This is a genomic window from Pseudomonas sp. FFPRI_1 (assembly GCF_055384485.1).
Genome location: NZ_AP029168.1, coordinates 6474526 through 6494106 on the forward strand (window position 1 = coordinate 6474526; position 19581 = coordinate 6494106).

Consider the following 19581-nt stretch of genomic DNA (forward strand, 5'->3'; position numbering starts at 1 on the left):
CAAAGGCAGCCGGACACAGACGCTATCGGGGGCTCGGGTCAGCGCGTCTCGTATACGGCAAGATTCTTCGGCAGGCGGCGCATCACTTCCACTGCAGAAAGAGCTGCCGAATTATGCAGATTGCGAAAAAAATTTCAACCTGCTTTTATGATTGTTTTGCCAAGGGAGCACCCGATGGACTATCGCCAGCTGGGCCGAACCGATCTGAATGTGAGTGCGATTTGCCTGGGCACCATGACCTGGGGCGAGCAAAACACCGAGGCTGAGGCCTTCGCTCAGATCGAGCGGGCCAAGAATGCCGGAATCAACTTCATCGACACCGCCGAGATGTACCCGGTGCCGCCCAAGGCCGAAACCTATGCCACCACCGAGCGCTACATCGGCAACTGGTTCAAGCAGCGTGGCGACCGTGCGGACTGGATCCTGGCCAGCAAGATCGCCGGCCCCGGCAACACCATCGACTACATCCGCGACAAGCAGCTCAAGCACAACCGCCAGCATATAGTCCAAGCCGTGGATGCCAGCCTCAAGCGCCTGCAGACCGACTGGATCGACCTGTATCAACTGCACTGGCCCGAGCGCAGCACCAACTTTTTCGGCCAACTGGGTTACAAGCACCAGGCCGACGAAGACTTCACCCCACTGGAGGAAACCCTCGAAGCCCTGGACGAACAGGTCAGGGCCGGCAAGATCCGCCATATCGGCCTGTCCAACGAAACGCCATGGGGCACCATGAAGTTCCTGGCCCTGGCCGAGAGCCGGGGCTGGCCACGGGCCGTGTCCATCCAGAACCCCTACAACCTGCTCAACCGCAGCTTTGAAATAGGGCTAGCGGAAATCGCCATTCGCGAACAGTGCGGCCTCCTGGCCTATTCTCCCCTGGCGTTTGGCTACCTGTCCGGTAAATACCAAGATGGCGCCCGCCCGGCCAAGGCGCGCCTAAGCCTCTACAGCCGCTTCAGCCGCTACTTCAACCCACAGTCGGAAGCGGCCTGCAGCCGTTATGTAGCCCTGGCCCGTGAACACGGCCTGGACCCGGCACAGATGGCCTTGGCGTTCGTCACCCAGCAGCCCTTCGTGACCAGCAACATCATCGGCGCCACCACCCTGGAACAACTGGACAGCAACATCGCCAGCGCCGCCGTGAAACTGTCGGAAGAGGTCCTGACAGGCATTGAGGCGATTCACAAGGACCACCCCAACCCCGCCCCTTGAAACCGCCAGGCGCCGTACCACCGGCAAATGAGGCAGCTCCGACTCCGGACTGCCTCTGCAGCCACAGGCAGAACTCCAGTTGACCGCGACTACAGCGAGCGAGCGATGATTTCCTTCATGATCTCGTTGGTCCCGGCATAGATCCGCTGCACCCTGGCATCCGCCCAGGCCCGGGCCACCGGGTACTCCCACATGTAGCCGTAGCCACCGTGCAACTGCACGCACTCATCGAGCACCTGGCACTGCAGGTCGGTCCCCCAGTACTTGGCCATGGCCGCCGTCGGCACGTCGAGCTTGCCCTGCAGGTGCAACTCCAGGCAGCGATCGACAAACACCCGACCGATCTGGATCTGCGTGGCCATTTCCGCCAGCTTGAAACGGGTGTTCTGAAAGTCGGCAACCGCCTTGCCGAACGCCTTGCGCTCCCGGGTGTATTCCAGGGTCCACTGCAGCGCCGCTTCGGCACTGGCCAAGCCGCCAAGGGCAACGGTCAGGCGTTCCTGGGGCAGCTCCTGCATCAGGTAGGCGAAGCCCATCCCGGCCTGCCCCAACAGGTTTTCCCTGGGCACCCGCACATCCTGGAAAAACAGCTCAGAGGTATCCTGGGCCTTCATCCCGACCTTCTCCAGGCGTTTGCCCTTGGAAAACCCGAGGGTAGCCGCTTCCACCAGGAACAGGCTGGTGCCCTTGGCCCCGGCCTTGGGATCGGTCTTGGCCACCACGATCACCAGCTCTGCCAGAAAGCCATTGGTGATGAAGGTCTTGGAGCCATTGATCACGTACTCATCACCGTCGAGCACCGCTGTCGTCTTCACCCCTTGCAGGTCGGACCCTGCCCCCGGCTCGGTCATGGCAATCGCGGTGACCATCTCGCCCGAAACCAGCTTGGGCAAGTACTTCTGCTTCAGCGCCTCACTGCCGTAATGCAGGATATAGGGCGCGACAATGTCCGAATGCAGGGAAAAACCAATACCGCTCAGGCCCAGCCGGCTGATCTCTTCGATCACCACCGCACTGTAGAGAAAATCCGCACCCAGGCCGCCGTACTCCTCCGGGATATGCGAGCACAGCATCCCCGCCTCCCCGGCCTTGCTCCACAGCTGACGGTCGATATAGCCCTGCTTTTCCCAATCGCCATGGAAAGGTACCGCCTCCTTTTCAAGGAAGGTGCGCACGCTGTCACGGAAAAGCTCGTGCTCGGAACTGAACAAGGTTCTGGGAATCATGCGGACACCTGCAGTTGTTGTAATTGGGGATTGGCTGCCAGAGCCTAAGCCCAGCCACCTTCACGGGACACTGGACACATCCGACAAAAAATAAGACGATCCAGCCGTCTGGTGACCACTTTCCCCTATAAGAACAATTGAATTATGTCTAACCAAACTTCCACGCCCTTGCGGCGCGTCAGCATCCTGGCTATCGACCGGGTTTTCGCCTCCACCCTCATGCAAGCCAAGGATTTCTTCCATCTGGCCAGCCTGCGCTATGGCAAACAGCTGGGCCATGGCCTGACTCCGGCATTCGAGACCCGCCTGGTCAGCCCCGACGGCCAGCCCGTCTGCAGCTTCAGCAACGTGATCATGCCGGTAGACGGCCCGCTGGAAGATGCCGATGTCATCATCCTCCCGGCCTTCTGGGACGACTTCGACACCTTGTGCCTGCGTTACCCGCAGATTCTTCCCTGGCTGCAGGCGCAACATGCCCGCGGCGCTGTACTCTGCGGCGAAGCCACCGGAGTGTTCTGGCTGGCTGAGGCCGGCTTGCTCGACGGCAAGGAGGCCACCACCTACTGGCGCTTCTTCAGCGCCTTCAGCGAACGCTTCCCCAAGGTCCAACTCAATCAGGACAAGCACCTGACCGATGCCGACAACCTCTACTGCGCCGGCGGCACCACCTCCGCCTGTGACCTGTACATCTACCTGATCGAGCGCTTCTGCGGCGCCAACGTGGCCCAGGCCGTGGCACGGGACATTCTTTACGAAGTGCAGCGCAGCTACGCCCCGGGACGCATTGGCTTCGGGGGCCAGAAACTGCACCAGGACGTGATCATCCTGCAGATCCAGCACTGGCTCGAAGAACACTTCGCCGACAAGTTCCGCTTCGAGGACGTGGCCCGCGAACACGGCATGAGCATTCGCAATTTCATGCGTCGCTTCCAGACCGCCACGGGTGACAAGCCCCTGCACTACCTGCAGCGCCTGCGCATCGAGACTGCCAAGGGCCTGCTCTCGGGCACGCGCAAGAGCATCAAGACCATCAGCTATGAAGTTGGCTACGACGACGCCAGCTTCTTCGCCCGCCTGTTCCGCCAGCACACCGAACTCTCTCCCAACCAGTACCGCCAGCAGTTCCAGCAACAGGCGGCATAAAAAAAAGGGCCTGCAATGCAGGCCCTTTTTCATTCGATCGACGTTACGGTCTGTGCGCCCGCGAGAGGAACTCGTGGGACTGCATCTCCAGCAGGCGACTGAGGGTACGCTGAAACTCGAAGGTCAGACGACCGCCGGTGTACAAGTCCTTGAGCTCAACTTCGGCAGAGATGATCAGCTTGACGTTGCGGTCATAGAACTCATCGACCATGTTGATGAAGCGCCGGGCGATATCGTCAGTGGTGACGCTCATCTGTTCGACGCCACTGAGCAGCACCGCATGGAAGATCTTGCCCAGTTCGATGTAGTCATTCTGGCTGCGCGGCCCGTCGCACAAATCCCGGAAGTCGAACCAGGCCACGTCATCGCAGGTACGCAATGCACGGATCTCGCGGTTCTCGATCATCAGCACATCGTTTTCCACCGCCTGGGTACACTCCGGCGTCAACGCCCGGAAGCTCTTGCGCAGGCTTTCCTGGGACGCTTCGTTCAACGGGAAGTGAAACAGCTCTGCCTGCTCCAGGTGACGCAGGCGATAGTCCACGCCACTGTCGACGTTGACGATCTCAGTGTTCTGCTTGATCAAGGCAATTGCCGGCAGGAAGCGGGCACGTTGCAAGCCATCCTTGTACAGACCGTCCGGAACGATGTTGGAGGTGGCCACCAGGGTCACGCCGTTCTTGAACAACTCTTCCATCAGGGTGCCAAGAATCATCGCGTCGGTGATGTCGGACACAAAGAATTCGTCGAAACAGATCACCCGCGCCTCCTGGGAGAAACGCTTGGCGATGATGACCAGCGGATTCTTTTCGCCGCCCAGGGTCTTCATTTCTTCATGCACACGCTTCATGAAGCGGTGAAAGTGTGTACGAACCTTTTCCTTGAAGGGCAAGGCTTCGAAGAAGGTGTCGACCAGATAGGTCTTGCCGCGCCCTACGCCACCCCAGAAGTACAGGCCCTTGACTGGCGTCTGATCCTTCTTGCCAAACAGTTTGCCGAGCAGGCCCGGCTTGTGTTGGTCCGCGGCGACCAGGTCGTCGTACAGGCGCTGCAGATGACGCACAGCCGTTTCCTGTGCCGCGTCATGGAAGAAGTCCGGGCGTTTCAGATCAGCTTGGTATCGTTCTAGGGGCGTCATAATTCGTTAGCAAGGCAACAAAAACGGGCCGTCACTTTAGCGACGGCCCTGGGGAATGGCAATCAGCCCTTGGTCGGGAAGATTCCGCTTAGTCCTGGGCCGGAGCCAACGCCAGTCGCAGCGCGTCGATTGCCGCGTCACGGCTGGCAGCGTCGGCGAACTCGGGACTGTCAGCCACGCATGCACCGTCCAGCCAGATGCTGAAACTACCGGCCGCGCTACGCAGGTCCAACTCCTGACCGGCCTGCAACTGCTTGGTCACCACACCAGCGGCCTTGCCGTCGGCAAAGTTGCGCGACAACAACAGTTGCTCGCCCTCGGCAGACAACAGACGGAAACGGAAGCTGCCATCGTCTTCACGGAAGCTGATGAAGCGCGCCGCCTTGACGGCCTTTTTCTTGGTATTGGCCGCCGCCTGCACCTGGCTGGCGAAGGAGCGCAGGCCGACCGCCTCACGCAGCTCGGCGAGGAATGGCGTGGCCACTGCACGGGCCTTGGTGGCGCCGACGCGCAGGATGTCTTCCAGGTCCGAGGGACGAGCGATCAATTGGTGATAACGCTCGCGGGCCTCGCCCAGCTCGCCGTCCAGCAATTGGAACAGGCGATTCTTGGCTTCGCCCCAGCCCAGGCCCTGCAGCAGTTCAGTACGGAACTCCGCGGCTTGCGCCGGGGTGGAGAAGGCCTGGAACAGGGTGAACAGGTGCGAGTTATCAGGGTCCTTGGCTTCGCCAGGCGTCTTGGAGTCAGTGACGATCCGCGAGATCGCGTCCTTCATGTCCTTGGCACTGGTAAACAGCGGAATGGTGTTGTCATAGCTCTTGGACATCTTGCGACCATCCAGGCCAGGCAAGGTGGCGACACTTTCCTCGATCAGCGCCTCGGGCATGGCAAAGAACTCCTTGCCCTGACCGAACAGGTGGTTGAAGCGCTGGCCGATATCCCGGGCCATTTCCACGTGCTGGATCTGGTCGCGTCCCACCGGCACCTTGTTCGCGTTGAACATCAGAATGTCCGCAGCCATCAGCACCGGATAGCTATACAAGCCCATGGTAATGCCAGCGTCCGGGTCTTCACCGGTCTCGACGTTCTTGTCCACCGAGGCCTTGTAGGCGTGAGCACGGTTGAGCAGCCCCTTGGCGGCCACGCAGGTCAGCAGCCAGGTCAGTTCGGGAATCTCCGGGATATCCGACTGGCGATAGAAGGTCACGCGCTCCACATCCAGGCCACCGGCCAGCCAGGTCGCGGCGATCTCCAGGCGCGAACGCTGGATGCGCAGCGGGTCATCGCACTTGATCAGTGCGTGATAGTCGGCCAGGAAGTAGAAGGAGTCGGCATTGCTGTCGCGGCTGGCGATGATCGCCGGGCGAATCGCACCGGCATAGTTGCCCAGGTGCGGCGTGCCGGTGGTGGTGATGCCGGTGAGGATACGCGTACGAGTAGTCATGGGTAATCGCTTATCAGACTGCTATCAATTCGAAAGTCGTGGCAGCACCAGATCCTTCAGATCGGTGAGCTTGCCATGAAAAAAGTGTCCGCATTCTGCCACTTTCAGCAGCTCATGGGGGCGAACAAGCGCATCGGACCAGTCATAGACCGCCTGAGGATCAATGACCTCATCGGTTTCCGGCTGGATCAGGGTCAGCGGACAGCGCTCGGGCAAAAGATCGCTATCGCGCAGGCGAGTCACCGCCGCCGCCACCATGAACAAGTGCTTGAGCTGCACACCCTGGGCCTCCAGACGACCACCCAGGCTTGCCGCGACAAAGCCGCCAAAGGAGAACCCGAGCAAGGTCAGCGGCAGATCCGGGTGCTGGGCCAGCAGCCACTGCGCAGCCGCCAGGGCATCGTCGACCTCGCCACTGCCCATGTCATGGCTGCCTTCGCTGGCACCCACGCCCCGATAATTGAAGCGCAGGGTGATCAGGCCTGCATCGCGCGCGGTGCGCTGCAAGGTGGAAACCACCTTGTTGAGCATGGTGCCGCCCTGCACCGGATTGGGGTGGCAGATCAGCGCCACGCCGCGGGCGTCGGGCACCTCCAGATACAGGGCTTCCAGTTGGCCTACCGGGCCGGAAATCACTACAGGGGTTTCACGCATTAGCAAGGAAGGAACTCCGTGACCTCGAAGGGGGTCGACTCGTCTAGCAAATGGTCTGTGCCAATCTATTGCGAGTGAATCGCGGTATACAGCGCAGGTTCGAGCCGTTAACGTAAAGCAAAGCCGTTTATAGAGGAAGGACTCGTGGAACACTCGCTCTTAGTTTGGTTGTTGCCGACTCTTGCCCTGGTCGCGGGTGTCGCCATTGGATTCCTGGTTGCTCGCCTGCTGCCCAATGCCGCGCCTAACCGCACGCAGCGTCAGTTGGACGATATTCAGGAACGTTTCGACAATTACCAGAATGAAGTGGTCACCCACTTCAACAGCACCGCAACCCTGGTGAAGAAGCTCACCCAGAGCTATCAGGAAGTACAGGATCATCTCGCCGAGGGTGCCAACCGCCTGGCCCTGGACGAACTGACCCGTCAGCGCCTGCTGGCTGCACTGCACTCTGAATCGGTACAGACTCCGCGTGAACGCCTGACACCACCGCGGGACCAGGAGCCACCACGGGACTACGCACCCAAGACGCCGAATGCCCCTGGCATGCTCGACGAACAATATGGCCTGAAGAAGTAAGAATCTTCAGCCATTAAAAAGCCCGCCCGATTTGCATCGGGCGGGCTTTTTTGTGCCTGGGGTTCAGCCAGGTGGGTCAAGCGTACTGCTTAGTATTGCTGGCCTTGCTGTTGGTAAGGTTGCTGATACTGCTGACCGGGTTGTTGATATTGCTGGCCTGGAATCGCCTTGAGGTTGACCTCTACCCGACGGTTCTGGGCGCGACCGTTGACGTCGGCGTTGCTGGCGATCGGGTTATCCGGACCGGCACCGCGGGCAGACAGGTTGGCACTGCTCACGCCCTGGGAAGTCAGATAGGTCGCCACGCTTTGCGCACGGCGCTGCGACAGGTCCATGTTGTGCTGGCGGCTGCCAGTACTGTCGGTGTAGCCGACGATTTCAATCTGGTTCTGGTTGAACTCACGCAGGGAGTTGGCCAAGTTGTTCAGCGGCTGGTAGAAGCTTGGCGCGATGTTCGCCGAGTCGGTGGCGAAGGTGATGTTGCCGGGCATGATCAGCTTGATCTGATCACCCTGGCGCTGCACCTCGACTCCGGTATTGGCCATGCTGGCCCGCAGCTTTTTCTCCTGCTGGTCGGCGTAGTAGCCATAACCAGCGGCGGATGCCCCCACCACGGCAGCGCCGATCAAGGCACCCTTGCCACGGTTGTTGTGGTCGATCGCGGCACCGGCCAGCGCACCGGCCAAGGCCCCGAGGCCACCGTATTTTGCAGTTTTGCTCATGCCCGACGAGCCGCCGTCAGCCTGCCCCTGATTGTCATAGGGGTTAGGCGAAGCGCAGCCGGACAACAAGGCCACAGCAGAAGCGACAACAATCAAACGACGCGAGGTGAACATGGAAAACTCCTACATTTTGCATTCTGTGGTGCAGCGGACGTTGGCAATAGACCTTTGCTGGCGTTGGAACACAGGGAACGGTAAAAATTCCATGAGTTTCAGAGCGATCAGTCAGGCCCTCACGAACGGGTTCTGCCGCATCTCATCGCCAAGCCGGGTGTCTGGCCCGTGGCCGGCAACCACGATCGCGTCTTCATCCAGGGTATAAAGACGCTGCTTGATCGAGCGTACCAGGGTGGCCTGGTCGCCGCCCCACAAGTCCGTGCGCCCGACCCCGCGCTTGAACAGCGTGTCACCGGCAATCAGAAGCTTAGCTTCGGAAAACCAAAAGCTCATGGAACCGGGAGTATGTCCCGGAGTGTGCAAGGCCACACCACAACCGCAGGCCAGCTCTTCTTCATGATCCAGCCAACGGTCCGGGGATGGGACAGGGGTGTAAGGCACGCCAAACATGCTGCACTGCATCTCCAGGTTGTCCCAGAGAAACTGATCGTCCTTGTGCAAGTGCAGGGTCGCCCCGGTCTTTTCCTTCATCTGCCCGGAAGCAAGAAAGTGATCCAGGTGAGCATGGGTGTGAATGATGCTCACCACCTTCAGACCCAGGGCATCGAGGCGCGCCATGATCAGGTCCGGATTGCCTCCCGGATCGACGACTATGGCTTTGTGGGTCAATGGATCGCCGATGATCGTGCAATTGCACTGCAAAGGGCCGACGGGGAAGGTTTCGCGAATGAGCTCGTTTTTTAAGGGTTTCATATAAAACTCTCTACAGAATCGAATTGCGGCATGCTTTTCATATGGGGAAGAGAACCCTAGGAAAACTGAATCCCGCCCTCAAAACCTGAGGAAAAACAAAGGCAACGAGAAGGGCGTCCGGTGAGCTAATCAAACCTCTCGGCACCGTAACCGCTCTTCAGCGATAGTCCCGAAACACTTTGGAATAGCTGCCCTCCCCCTGCCAGCCAAATCTGATCAGGCGGAAAAGGCTATAAGGTTGGCACCAAGATGACTACCATGTCTGGCTCCAGCGCCTGTCCCACTTGAAATCCAGAACAGATCGATCAACCAATGGGCCGACTAAATACGTGACATGCCTAAGTGCGGATGAGCGGCTCGCAGGGTACAATGCGCGGCATGAAATCACGCTACTCATAACCTTAAAGTCGCCACTCCATAGCGTACCGCGACCTATTGCAATAATGAATGTGATCGCACTGCTACCAGAGTGGCAGCGCGTGTATTAGAGACTGTTGACTCAATGGCTACGTATCAACCAGACAGCTCTACCGCTTGGTACCTGGTGCAATGCAAGCCACGACAAGACCAGCGAGCCGAAGAAAACCTGCAGCGCCAGGGCTTCCACTGCTACCGCCCCCAGCGCGAATGTGAACGTATTGTCCAGGGGCGTCGACAAAGCGGTACTGAGTCCCTGTTTCCAGGTTATCTGTTTATCGCACTTGAACATGACGCCAACTGGGCACCGCTACGGTCGACACGAGGGGTGAATCGACTAGTTGCCTTCAATGGCCATCCGTTGGCGGTCCCGGCAAGTTTGATAGAGGAATTGCGACAACGTGTGACAGAGGTGGGCACGGCGGTGCCGCACAAGGGAGCCCGAGTCTGTATCACTGAAGGCTGCTTTGCCGATCTGGAAGCCATATTCGAAAGCTGCCTTGGTGATGAACGCGTTGTATTGCTGCTCACTCTGCTCAATCAGCAGCAACGAATTGAGCTCCCTCTGTCTAGTGTTCGCAAGATCTAGGCTCCTTCAGCCTGAATGAAGGCATTTCCACTGGGCAATGAGCGCCAATGAAAAGCCTCTAGCGCCAGCGGAAGAACATTGTTAAGAATCGTTCTCAGGAATCGACGCTAAATCCTGGGGCGGTAGCGTGTCGAAACGCCAGAAAAGCTCATCATTTCAAGCAGATTAGCAGCGCTATCGATCAAGCTAACCCGAAGAAAGAGGCGCAGATGCCTTGACTAATGATTATCGACAACAGCGCCCAGGCCACCTCTGCTCCACGGCCCCTGCGAAGGCAGTCTTCGACGCTGTGCTGGAAACCTTCATAACGTTTGACAGTACCAACTTAAAATACAGAAAAAATGTCGTAATCGAGAGTGATGTTTAAAGCATGCACACTATAACTTTATCCAATCAAAAAAGTTTTGGTGCAGAGCAGGAAAAAAGCCTGCTTGATAATGGCAAGTCTCAAAATGTCATACTGGAATACAGTTGCCGAACTGGCCGATGTGGAGTTTGCAAGTGCAAGCTTCTGAAAGGCACCACAACCCTTCTTCAGGAAGAGCTGGCCCTTAGTGAAACTGATCTGGCAGCTGGCTACATTCTGACTTGCTGCCGAGCGCCTTCCAGCGACATTGAACTTGATATTGAAGACCTGGGCCAACTTGCAGATATCAAGATCAAAACAATACCCTGTCGACTCGACTCTATCGACCTCATGAACAATGATGTCGTGCGTGTAGTACTGAGAACTCCACCTGCAAGTGCATTATTCTATCTCGCCGGGCAATATGTCGATATTATTGGCAAGGAAGGTATACGTCGCAGCTATTCAATCGCCAATGCCCATCGTGAAGACGCAAAGCTCGAGCTTCACATAAAACAAGTTGCAGAAGGCGTCATGAGCCAATACTGGTTCAGCCAGGCTCAGGTGAATGATCTATTGCGACTGGAGGGCCCGTTGGGAACCTTCTGCCTGCGCAACTCGACAGCGACCCATCTTGTATTTTTGGCGACAGGGACCGGAATAGCTCCGGTAAAAGCCATACTAGAATCGTTGGCAGCTAATCCAGGTCAATTGACCGGTAAGTGCGTTCATGTCTACTGGGGCGGAAGGACCGAATCAGATATTTACTGGCGCCCAGAGCTTCCCGGAATCGACATGACCTTTACCCCGGTGTTGTCACGCGCGCCCACGCAATGGTCAGGAAGCAGAGGCTACGTTCATAATGCCCTGATTGCAGATGCTATCGAACTGAATGATGCCGTGGTCTATGCCTGTGGCTCCGAAGCGATGATCCACTCTGCGCATGAAGCATTGACGACAGCTGGCCTACCTGTAAAAAACTTCTATTCCGATGCTTTTGTAAGCTCAAACTAATCCGGAGAAAGCATGAAAGCAGTTATTTTGGCCGGTGGCCTGGGAACTCGTTTAAGTGAAGAAACCAGTGTCCGTCCAAAGCCAATGGTGGAGATTGGAGGCAAACCCATTCTCTGGCACATCATGAAGATGTACTCCGCTCATGGAATTAACGACTTTATTATTTGCTGTGGTTATAAGGGATATGTAATCAAGGAATACTTCGCCAACTACTTTCTGCACATGTCAGACATCACCTTCAACATGCGTGACAATGCAATGGAAGTCCACGACAAACGAGCCGAGCCTTGGAACGTAACGCTGATTGACACAGGTGATAACTCCATGACTGGAGGACGCCTAGGGCGCGTGGCTGAGTATGTAAAAGATGAAGAGTCGTTCTGCTTCACCTACGGAGACGGCGTCAGCGATCTGGACATCAGGGCGTCAATCGACTTTCACAAGAAACATGGCAAGGCTGCCACCTTGACCGCAGCGTTCCCCCCGGGTCGCTTCGGTGCTCTGGATATTAAGAAAGGACAAGTTCTTAACTTCAAGGAAAAGCCGAAGGGTGACGGCGCGATGATCAATGGTGGCTTCTTTGTCTTGAGCCCCAAAGTCCTTGACTACGTGATTGACGATAGCACCACCTGGGAACAAGAGCCTCTTATGAGACTTGCCGAAGAGGGTGAACTGATGGCTTACGAACATCCCGGCTTCTGGCAACCCATGGATACGCTACGCGACAAGCATTTGCTGGAAGAACTTTGGCAATCAGGCCAAGCCCCGTGGAAAAACTGGGACTAAAGATGAAGTCAAAAGTGAACCCTGCGTTCTGGCAAGGTAAAAAAGTCTTCTTGACCGGCCATACAGGCTTCAAAGGCAGCTGGTTGGCGCTTTGGCTTCAAAGCATGGGCGCACAGGTACAGGGCTTTGCGTTAGCCCCCCCTACAACACCAGCGCTGTTTGATGTAGCTCGTGTCGCCGAAGGCATGCAGTCGTGTATTGATGACATTCGCGATCTGCAAGCCGTCACTCAAAGCATGTTGAGCTTCAATCCAGATGTACTGATCCATATGGCGGCCCAGCCCTTGGTGCGCCTGTCCTATCGCGATCCGGTGGAAACCTACTCCACCAATGTGATGGGAACCTTGCACGTACTGGAATCCGCTCGCCAGTGCCCGAACCTACGGGCAATAGTCAACGTCACCACTGACAAGTGCTATGAGAATCGCGAGTGGGAGTGGGGTTATCGTGAAGATGAACCCATGGGTGGCCATGACCCCTATAGCAACAGCAAAGGTTGCGTAGAATTAATGACGGCCTCCTATCGCAACTCATTCTTCAACACTCCGCAAACAGCAGCACTGGCGAGTGCTCGCGCAGGTAATGTCATAGGAGGCGGGGACTGGGCAGAAGACCGTCTGATCCCAGATATCCTGCGAGCATTCGAGAAGAATCAGCCTGTAATTGTGCGCAATCCGCAAGCAACTCGTCCCTGGCAACACGTACTCGAACCCTTAAGCGGTTACCTGGTACTAGCAGAGCATCTATGGAATAACGGACACGCTTTCGCACAAGGTTGGAACTTCGGCCCGAAAGATGAGGATGCTCGTCCTGTTGAGTGGATACTCGACCACCTGGTCGATTCCTGGGGAGATGGTGCTCATTGGCAGCTAGATTGCGATCCTCAGCCTCATGAAGCCAACTACCTCAAACTGGATATCTCCAAGGCTCGTGCTCGGCTGCACTGGTCGCCAACCTGGGACCTAGAAAAAACCCTCTCACGTATCGTCCACTGGCACCGAGCCTTTTTAGCGGGCGCAGACATGCAAGCACAGTGCCTCGATGAAATTCATGCATACATGGCTGACATGCATGCCACTGGTAACTAATTAATTTTTTCAAGCAGGAACGTTCATGACTCCCGATATGCTTCGCCAGGAAATCAGCAAACTCGTTGAGCAATATGCACAGGTCGCCTTGGCGAGCAAACCTTTCGTGGCAGGCGAAACAGTCATTCCACCATCGGGTAAAGTGATTGGCGCACGCGAATTGCAACTGATGGTCGAAGCCTCTCTTGATGGTTGGCTGACCACCGGCCGCTTCAACGCTGAGTTTGAAAAAAAGCTCGCTGAGTTCATAGGGGTAAAGTTTCTCCTGTCTGTGAACTCAGGCTCATCGGCCAACCTAGTCGCCTTCAGCACCCTGACTTCGCCAAAACTTGGTGAGCGCGCGATCAAAAAAGGCGACGAAGTCATTGGAGTAGCCGCTGGTTTTCCAACCACCGTCAATCCCATTGTCCAGTTTGGTGCGGTACCCGTATTCGTCGATGTCGACATGGCCACCCACAATATCAATGCCGACTTGATAGAAGCTGCGATCACGCCAAAGACCAAAGCGATCATGCTTGCCCACACTCTGGGGAACCCGTTCAACCTGGGCAAGGTCAAGGCCTTGTGCGAAAAATACAACCTGTGGCTTGTGGAGGACTGCTGCGACGCATTGGGAGCCACTTACGATGGCAAGCTGGTGGGAACCTTCGGCGACATCGCCACCCTCAGCTTCTACCCCGCACACCACATCACTATGGGTGAAGGTGGAGCAGTCTTCACCAATAACCCATTATTGAAAGTGATTGCCGAATCCTTTCGTGATTGGGGTCGTGATTGCTACTGCGCCCCAGGTTGCGATAATACTTGTGGTGATCGTTTTGGGCAGCAATATGGCAGCCTGCCTCAGGGTTACGACCACAAGTATGTATATGCACACTTGGGCTACAACCTGAAGATTACTGACATGCAAGCAGCCTGCGGTCTTGCCCAACTTGAGCGGGCCCAAGACTTCATCGACACCCGCAAGCGTAACTTCAAATTACTCAAGGATCGCCTGGCCAGCCTGTCGGAGTTCCTTGAAATTGCTGAAGCCACACCTAACAGTGAGCCTTCCTGGTTCGGCTTCCCAGTCACCCTCAAGGAAAGCAGTGGCGTCAAGCGGGTGGACTTGCTCAAGTTCCTTGATCAAAACAAGATTGGCACACGACTGCTATTTGCCGGCAACCTGACTCGCCAGCCCTACTTCCAAAATATTGAATACCGGATCGTTGGGGATTTGACCAACACGGATCGCACGATGAATCAGACCTTCTGGCTGGGTGTACAACCTGCATTGGGCCAAGAGCACTTTGAATTTGTTGGTGAAAAGCTGGAAGAGTTTTTCGGAATTGGTTTCTAAAATATGAAAGCCTCGGATGCAGTAGCAAAAATTCTTGCAGACAACGATGTTCTGTATGGTTTTGAGTTGATTGGTGGAATGATTACTCACCTGGTGGATAGTATTAATCTACTAGGCAAGACTAAACTGGTTTCAATGCACCATGAACAAGGCGCCGCCTTTGCTGCATCCGCAGTATCCCGTGTGACCCACCACAAAACTCTTGGGGTTGCTCTTGCAACCAGCGGTCCCGGTGCAACCAACTTGATCACAGGCATTGCTGACTGCTGGCTTGATAGCCACCCGTGTATTTTCCTTACAGGTCAGGTCAACACCCATGAGTTGAAAGGCAACAGGGATATTCGCCAGCAGGGTTTTCAGGAACTTGATAGCGTTGCCTTGGTCACGAGCATCACTAAGTATGCCTATCAGATTAAAAGTCCAGACGAGCTGATACCTTGTTTGAGAAAAGCGATCCGAATCGCTAAAGAAGGTCGTCCCGGACCAGTATTACTTGATATTCCGATGAATATACAAACAGCGGATATCGACGAGGCCTTACTCGACGCCTCTATGTCTACAGAAGCGGAAACTCAACCCACCGCTATAGCCATGAGTGATCTGGAGTTTATAAAAAGGAAACTCGAGAACGCAAAAAAGCCGCTTCTGTTGATCGGAGGGGGGGCGGTCAACACTTCAGAATTTCAAGGGTGGATAAAGCAGATTGAATACAAAGGCATCCCGTATGTTGCCAGCTTGAAGGGAGCCGAAAAAATACACTCCAGCGAACTATACCTGGGAATGTTAGGTGCCTATGGCACTAGGGCGGCTAACTACGCAGTACAAAACTGTGACCTCCTGCTGGTGCTGGGAAGTAGAATGGATGTGCGTCAGACTGGAGCACAATCAGAAGATTTCGCTCGGAACGCAGAAATCATCCAGATAGACTTGCAAGAAGGACAATTGAACAATCGGGTTATTGCTGATTTTTCATATCAATTTGAACTGAGCGAGTACTTCTCAAAGTTCTCTCCACTGCAAATAGCCAACAGCATCGACTGGGGCGATTGGGCAGCTGCATTGAAAGAGAAATTCAAAAAAACCTTTACTGACGAATACTCAGGTTGGAGCCTCAGCCCCTTTGGCTTGTTTACTCAGTTAAATAAACTAACTGAGAACATCGCACTGGACTATATTCTGGATGTTGGTAACAACCAGATGTGGGCCGCACATACATTACGCCTCAGCCCACACCAAGCCATGCATAATTCTGGCGGCCTAGGCAGCATGGGATTTGCAATACCTGCAGCGATTGGCGCGTGCTATGCGGGGAAAAAGCCAATCATTGTCATTACAGGTGACGGTGGAGCCCAGCTCAACATCCAAGAACTGGATATCATTGCAAGAGACAAGCTTCCAATCCTGACTATCGTTATGAACAACCAGTCCTTAGGTATGGTACGAGGCTTTCAGGAGATGTACTTCGAGGGAAGAAACTCTTCTACTTATTGGAACGGATACACATCACAATTCAAGGAAATTGGTGCGGCCTATCGCGTCGAGTCAAAAACAATAATAAATCTTCAATCTTTCAGCAGTGCACTGGAAAGCTTCCTGGAATCGCCCCGTCCGCTTCTATTGGAAGTATCCATGTCCGATGCCAGAGAATGTCGGCCAAGGCTTGAATATGGCCGTGCCATTGATCAGCAATTACCCATGCTCGATGAATAGCATCTAATGAATATTGCAATTTTAGGTGCCAGTAGCCAAATCGCCAAAGACCTCATTTTTTCATTCGCACAAAAGACGGATGCTCACCTGACTCTTTTTGTCAGGCACCTTTCCAGCATTGATCTCTCGACATTAAGAATCATCGAAGAAAAAGAGTACCAGGTACTGGAATACACGGAGTTCACCCACCAAATTAATTTCGACGTCATTTTAAATTTTGTTGGTGTAGGCGATCCCGCTAAAGCTGCAAATATGGGCGTAGAAATTTTTGAAATAACAGAGCGCTACGATTACCTGGCTATTGAGTACATAAAAAAACACCCTTCTTGCAAGTATATTTTCTTAAGCAGCGGAGCAGTGTATGGCGGTGAGTTTGAAACTCCTATTACTCACCACTCCACGGCGCAGGTCAACATTAACCATTTGAAAACTACAGATTGGTATGCCATTGCCAAGCTTTACGCTGAAGCAAAACATAGAGCCATGCCAAATCATCAGATCATAGACATTCGTATTTTCAACTATTTCAGCCATACGCTCGATATGCAATCGAGGTTTCTGATTACCGACCTGGTCAGAGCCATTCTACAAGATAGAACATTCAATACTTCGGCCCAAAATATTACACGTGACTTCATTACTCCCACAGACTTTTTCCAACTCATCCAGAAAATAATTTCCGCTACGAATTTTTTTAATGGACCTATTGATTGCTACACTAAATCGCCCATTGACAAATTTTCATTGCTAAATGAATTCCATAATCGCTTCGCATTGAACTACACACTACAAGATAGCTTCCAAAGCATCAATGCCACAGGTGTCAAACTGAATTATTACTCATTAAAAAAAGCACCAAGCGAGCTTATGTACGAACCTTCTTTCTCTTCCCTAGATGGGTTGTTTTATGAGTTCGAAAAAATCCCAGGAATAAAATGAACCTGAAGAGCCTCTTCAACAAAGACTTTCGCCACACCGCTATAAATCAGCTATGGCGGCTATTTTCTGGACCACTATTACTTATACTTCTACCTATATATCTAACACCAGAAGTTCAAGGCTATTGGTATACATTCATTAGCCTAGCCGCTTTGGCAATATTTGCAGATATGGGGTTTTCCGCCATATTATTGTTGTTCTCAGCACACGAATTTGCTCACCTCAGATTCAACAGCGATAAAACCATAACTGGGGATGAACACCACTTGATGCGTCTGGCGACACTTCTGCGCTTTTCAGTTAAATGGTCTTCACTGATGGCCTTGGTCGTATTCCCTATAGTTCTGATTATTGGCTACACGATTTTAAACACAAAAGACACAACTACTGATTGGAAACTCGCTTGGTTCATCTATGGAGCAGCATCAACCTTCGTTTTTATTAATAGCATGATGCTATCGTTTATCGAAGGTTGCGACTCGGTAGGTGATGTACAAAAAATTCGCTTTCATATCAGCGTAGTGACATTTATCACTACCTTGGCCCTACTCATTGGCGGGGCAAATCTTCATGCACTATCACTCTCTTTGTTGGTTGGCGCGCTGAGCGGAACTACAATCATCTTCTTTCGTTACCACCGAATGCTGCATCAACTTTTCCAGCAAGCGGCAAACAAACATCACCCTTGGTTTCAGGAAACCATGCCATTAATATGGCGCTTTGCTATAAGCTGGATCAGCGGATACTTTATTTTTTCCATATTCACTCCAGTGGCATTCCATTACTATGGAAGTACTGAGGCTGGAAAAGTTGGACTTTCAATATCAGCCTGCATGGCCATATTCAGCATCGCAAACATCTGGATTACAACAATAACGCCACGCATAAACATTTACGTCGCACAAAAAGACTATTCCAGACTTAACTCAGACTTTAAAAAACACGTCCTACTTTCAGCCCTAACTTACATCATAGGGATGTTAGCTTTATACATAGCGCTAACTATTTCAAAAGGCTACCTGCCAATTTCAAACCGCCTATTACCCATGTCTTCTTTTTTAATTGTTGCACTGGCCTATCTTGCACAACTTCTGATCAACTCCATGGCAACTTACATACGAGCTCACAAGCAAGAACCTTTAGTTCTGACATCCATGCTAAATGGTATTTATGTCGCTACCACGACAATATTAATCGCAATAAATATGCCATTCGAGTACCTGTTCATTGGTTTTCTATCAGCCTACGCCGTGACGCTACCTTGGGTCTATAACGTATTCAAAAGATATAACAGGGAATTTTCGTGATTATCAAACAAGCTTCAAAACTCTCCATTGTTATACCAACCTATAATCGCGCTGAGTTTCTTGAGCACCTGATTACAACTCACATCGCACTATTTGAAAAATACAACATAAACATTTTCATCTCCGACAATGGCTCAACAGACAACACGTTTGATATAGTCAAAAAACTAAGAGAGAGCCACCCATGCATAAGCTATCACAAAAACAATAAAAATCTTGGTGCAGACCTAAATATTGAAACAGCTCTAAAAGCCCCAGAAACCGACTACATCTGGCTACTAGGCGACACCTATTGTTTTAATGAATACGTACTTATCTACATCTTAAAGAACCTCGACCAGGGCTTTGATCACATTTTGCTAAATGTCGGAAATGAGGTCGAAACCGTACCTGGTCAAATATACACAGACCAAAACAAACTAGTAGATGATCTTTTCTGGCTAATGACATGCCTAAGCGTTCATATTTATAGTCGCAAGACAATTTCCGGCGCGAATTTCTATCGATATAGAGACTGTCATTTCCTGCAAACCGGAATACTTCTTGAGCATATAAACAAGCAAGATTTCAAGATACTCTGGTCCCCAGAGCACTCAGTTGACCGAATGCCGGAGATAAACGGAGCCAAGAAGGTCACTTGGAATGATAAGTTTTTTGATATATGGATTGAGTCGAGAGTAAACTTTGCACTTTCATTACCTCCTGGCTACAGATTAAGCTCCAAGCTTAGAGGTGCAAAGCGTGTCTCGGCAAAGCACGACACTCTCAGTGCAAAGCAAATTTTAGCATTTAGAGCAAACTCGATACTGAATTTAAAAACTGCTATAAAACACAAGCGCGCACTAATTTTTTGCTGCACTCCTCTCATTTATTTTTTCTTATTCTTCTGCGCAGCCATCCCAACCAAGTTTTTTTCATCAGCCCGATATCTGCACAGACTAGCAAAAAAAACATAGCGACTAATCGCTCCCATTCCATCCAAAAAATCACCACATATAAACCATCATCGATATCAATCTGAAAATTTCGAACCTACAATCTCCCAGAGCAATCCC

Annotated in this window: 18 protein-coding genes; 12 read left to right on the forward strand and 6 right to left on the reverse strand. The window is 53.1% G+C overall.

Going from position 1 to position 19581, the window contains the following annotated elements; genetic code table 11:
- The first annotated feature begins 174 nt into the window (after positions 1–174).
- A complete protein-coding gene (locus tag ACZ5BO_RS28940) occupies positions 175–1215 on the forward strand; it encodes an NADP(H)-dependent aldo-keto reductase (RefSeq protein WP_464697166.1) in 1041 nt (346 codons plus the stop codon).
- A gap of 89 nt (positions 1216–1304) precedes the next feature.
- Here the strand turns inward: ACZ5BO_RS28940 and ACZ5BO_RS28945 are convergent, their stop codons facing one another.
- Positions 1305–2441, reverse strand: coding sequence for an acyl-CoA dehydrogenase family protein (locus tag ACZ5BO_RS28945; RefSeq protein ID WP_025129443.1), 1137 nt, complete (start codon positions 2439–2441; stop codon positions 1305–1307).
- A 243-nt stretch (positions 2442–2684) separates the two neighbouring features.
- Between ACZ5BO_RS28945 and ACZ5BO_RS28950 the strand changes: the two genes are divergently transcribed.
- Entirely contained in the window at positions 2685–3584 is a 900-nt protein-coding gene (locus tag ACZ5BO_RS28950; RefSeq protein ID WP_177330283.1) for a GlxA family transcriptional regulator, read from the forward strand.
- Positions 3585–3627: 43 nt separating this feature from the next.
- Here the strand turns inward: ACZ5BO_RS28950 and zapE are convergent, their stop codons facing one another.
- The 3 genes from zapE to ACZ5BO_RS28965 all read right to left on the reverse strand — a co-directional run bounded on the left by zapE (position 3628) and on the right by ACZ5BO_RS28965 (position 6820).
- Positions 3628–4722 carry a cell division protein ZapE gene (zapE, locus tag ACZ5BO_RS28955; RefSeq protein WP_025129441.1) on the reverse strand — a complete coding sequence of 365 codons (1095 nt, stop codon included), beginning with the start codon at positions 4720–4722 and terminating at the stop codon, positions 3628–3630.
- 88 nt (positions 4723–4810) lie between these two features.
- Positions 4811–6166, reverse strand: coding sequence for a tryptophan--tRNA ligase (locus ACZ5BO_RS28960; protein WP_464697167.1), 1356 nt, complete (start codon positions 6164–6166; stop codon positions 4811–4813).
- Between the two features lie 24 nt (positions 6167–6190).
- Positions 6191–6820, reverse strand: a complete 630-nt coding sequence (locus tag ACZ5BO_RS28965; protein ID WP_025129439.1) for an alpha/beta hydrolase — start codon at positions 6818–6820, stop codon at positions 6191–6193.
- A gap of 144 nt (positions 6821–6964) precedes the next feature.
- Between ACZ5BO_RS28965 and ACZ5BO_RS28970 the strand changes: the two genes are divergently transcribed.
- Positions 6965–7399, forward strand: coding sequence for a Z-ring associated ZapG family protein (locus ACZ5BO_RS28970; protein WP_025129438.1), 435 nt, complete (start codon positions 6965–6967; stop codon positions 7397–7399).
- An 89-nt stretch (positions 7400–7488) separates the two neighbouring features.
- Here ACZ5BO_RS28970 and ACZ5BO_RS28975 read toward each other — a convergent pair whose 3' ends face one another.
- Both ACZ5BO_RS28975 and ACZ5BO_RS28980 read right to left on the reverse strand, forming a co-directional pair.
- A complete protein-coding gene (locus tag ACZ5BO_RS28975; protein ID WP_025129437.1) occupies positions 7489–8235 on the reverse strand; it encodes an OmpA family lipoprotein in 747 nt (248 codons plus the stop codon).
- Between the two features lie 111 nt (positions 8236–8346).
- Positions 8347–8991 carry an MBL fold metallo-hydrolase gene (locus ACZ5BO_RS28980; RefSeq protein ID WP_464697168.1) on the reverse strand — a complete coding sequence of 215 codons (645 nt, stop codon included), beginning with the start codon at positions 8989–8991 and terminating at the stop codon, positions 8347–8349.
- 502 nt (positions 8992–9493) lie between these two features.
- Between ACZ5BO_RS28980 and rfaH the strand changes: the two genes are divergently transcribed.
- The 9 genes from rfaH (at position 9494) to ACZ5BO_RS29025 (ending at position 19482) form a co-directional block, all read left to right on the forward strand.
- A complete protein-coding gene (gene rfaH / locus ACZ5BO_RS28985) occupies positions 9494–9997 on the forward strand; it encodes a transcription/translation regulatory transformer protein RfaH (RefSeq protein ID WP_464697169.1) in 504 nt (167 codons plus the stop codon).
- A gap of 370 nt (positions 9998–10367) precedes the next feature.
- Complete coding sequence (locus ACZ5BO_RS28990) at positions 10368–11357, forward strand: FAD-binding oxidoreductase (protein WP_464697170.1); 990 nt, start codon at positions 10368–10370, stop codon at positions 11355–11357.
- 12 nt (positions 11358–11369) lie between these two features.
- Positions 11370–12143, forward strand: a complete 774-nt coding sequence (rfbF, locus tag ACZ5BO_RS28995; protein ID WP_464697171.1) for a glucose-1-phosphate cytidylyltransferase — start codon at positions 11370–11372, stop codon at positions 12141–12143.
- Between the two features lie 2 nt (positions 12144–12145).
- Positions 12146–13231: a CDP-glucose 4,6-dehydratase gene (gene rfbG / locus ACZ5BO_RS29000; protein WP_464701403.1), complete on the forward strand. Its 1086-nt coding sequence runs from the start codon at positions 12146–12148 to the stop codon at positions 13229–13231.
- Positions 13232–13256: 25 nt separating this feature from the next.
- Positions 13257–14570 (forward strand): lipopolysaccharide biosynthesis protein RfbH, encoded by a 1314-nt coding sequence (rfbH, locus tag ACZ5BO_RS29005; protein WP_464697172.1) that lies wholly within the window; start codon positions 13257–13259, stop codon positions 14568–14570.
- Positions 14571–14573: 3 nt separating this feature from the next.
- Positions 14574–16280, forward strand: a complete 1707-nt coding sequence (locus ACZ5BO_RS29010; RefSeq protein ID WP_464697173.1) for a thiamine pyrophosphate-binding protein — start codon at positions 14574–14576, stop codon at positions 16278–16280.
- Between the two features lie 6 nt (positions 16281–16286).
- On the forward strand, positions 16287–17219 hold the full coding sequence (locus tag ACZ5BO_RS29015) for an NAD-dependent epimerase/dehydratase family protein (RefSeq protein WP_464697174.1): 933 nt from the start codon (positions 16287–16289) through the stop codon (positions 17217–17219).
- Complete coding sequence (locus ACZ5BO_RS29020) at positions 17216–18526, forward strand: hypothetical protein (protein WP_464697175.1); 1311 nt, start codon at positions 17216–17218, stop codon at positions 18524–18526. Before ACZ5BO_RS29015 ends, ACZ5BO_RS29020 begins: the two co-directional genes overlap by 4 nt.
- Positions 18523–19482: a glycosyltransferase family 2 protein gene (locus ACZ5BO_RS29025; RefSeq protein ID WP_464697176.1), complete on the forward strand. Its 960-nt coding sequence runs from the start codon at positions 18523–18525 to the stop codon at positions 19480–19482. Before ACZ5BO_RS29020 ends, ACZ5BO_RS29025 begins: the two co-directional genes overlap by 4 nt.
- Positions 19483–19581 lie beyond the last annotated feature (99 nt).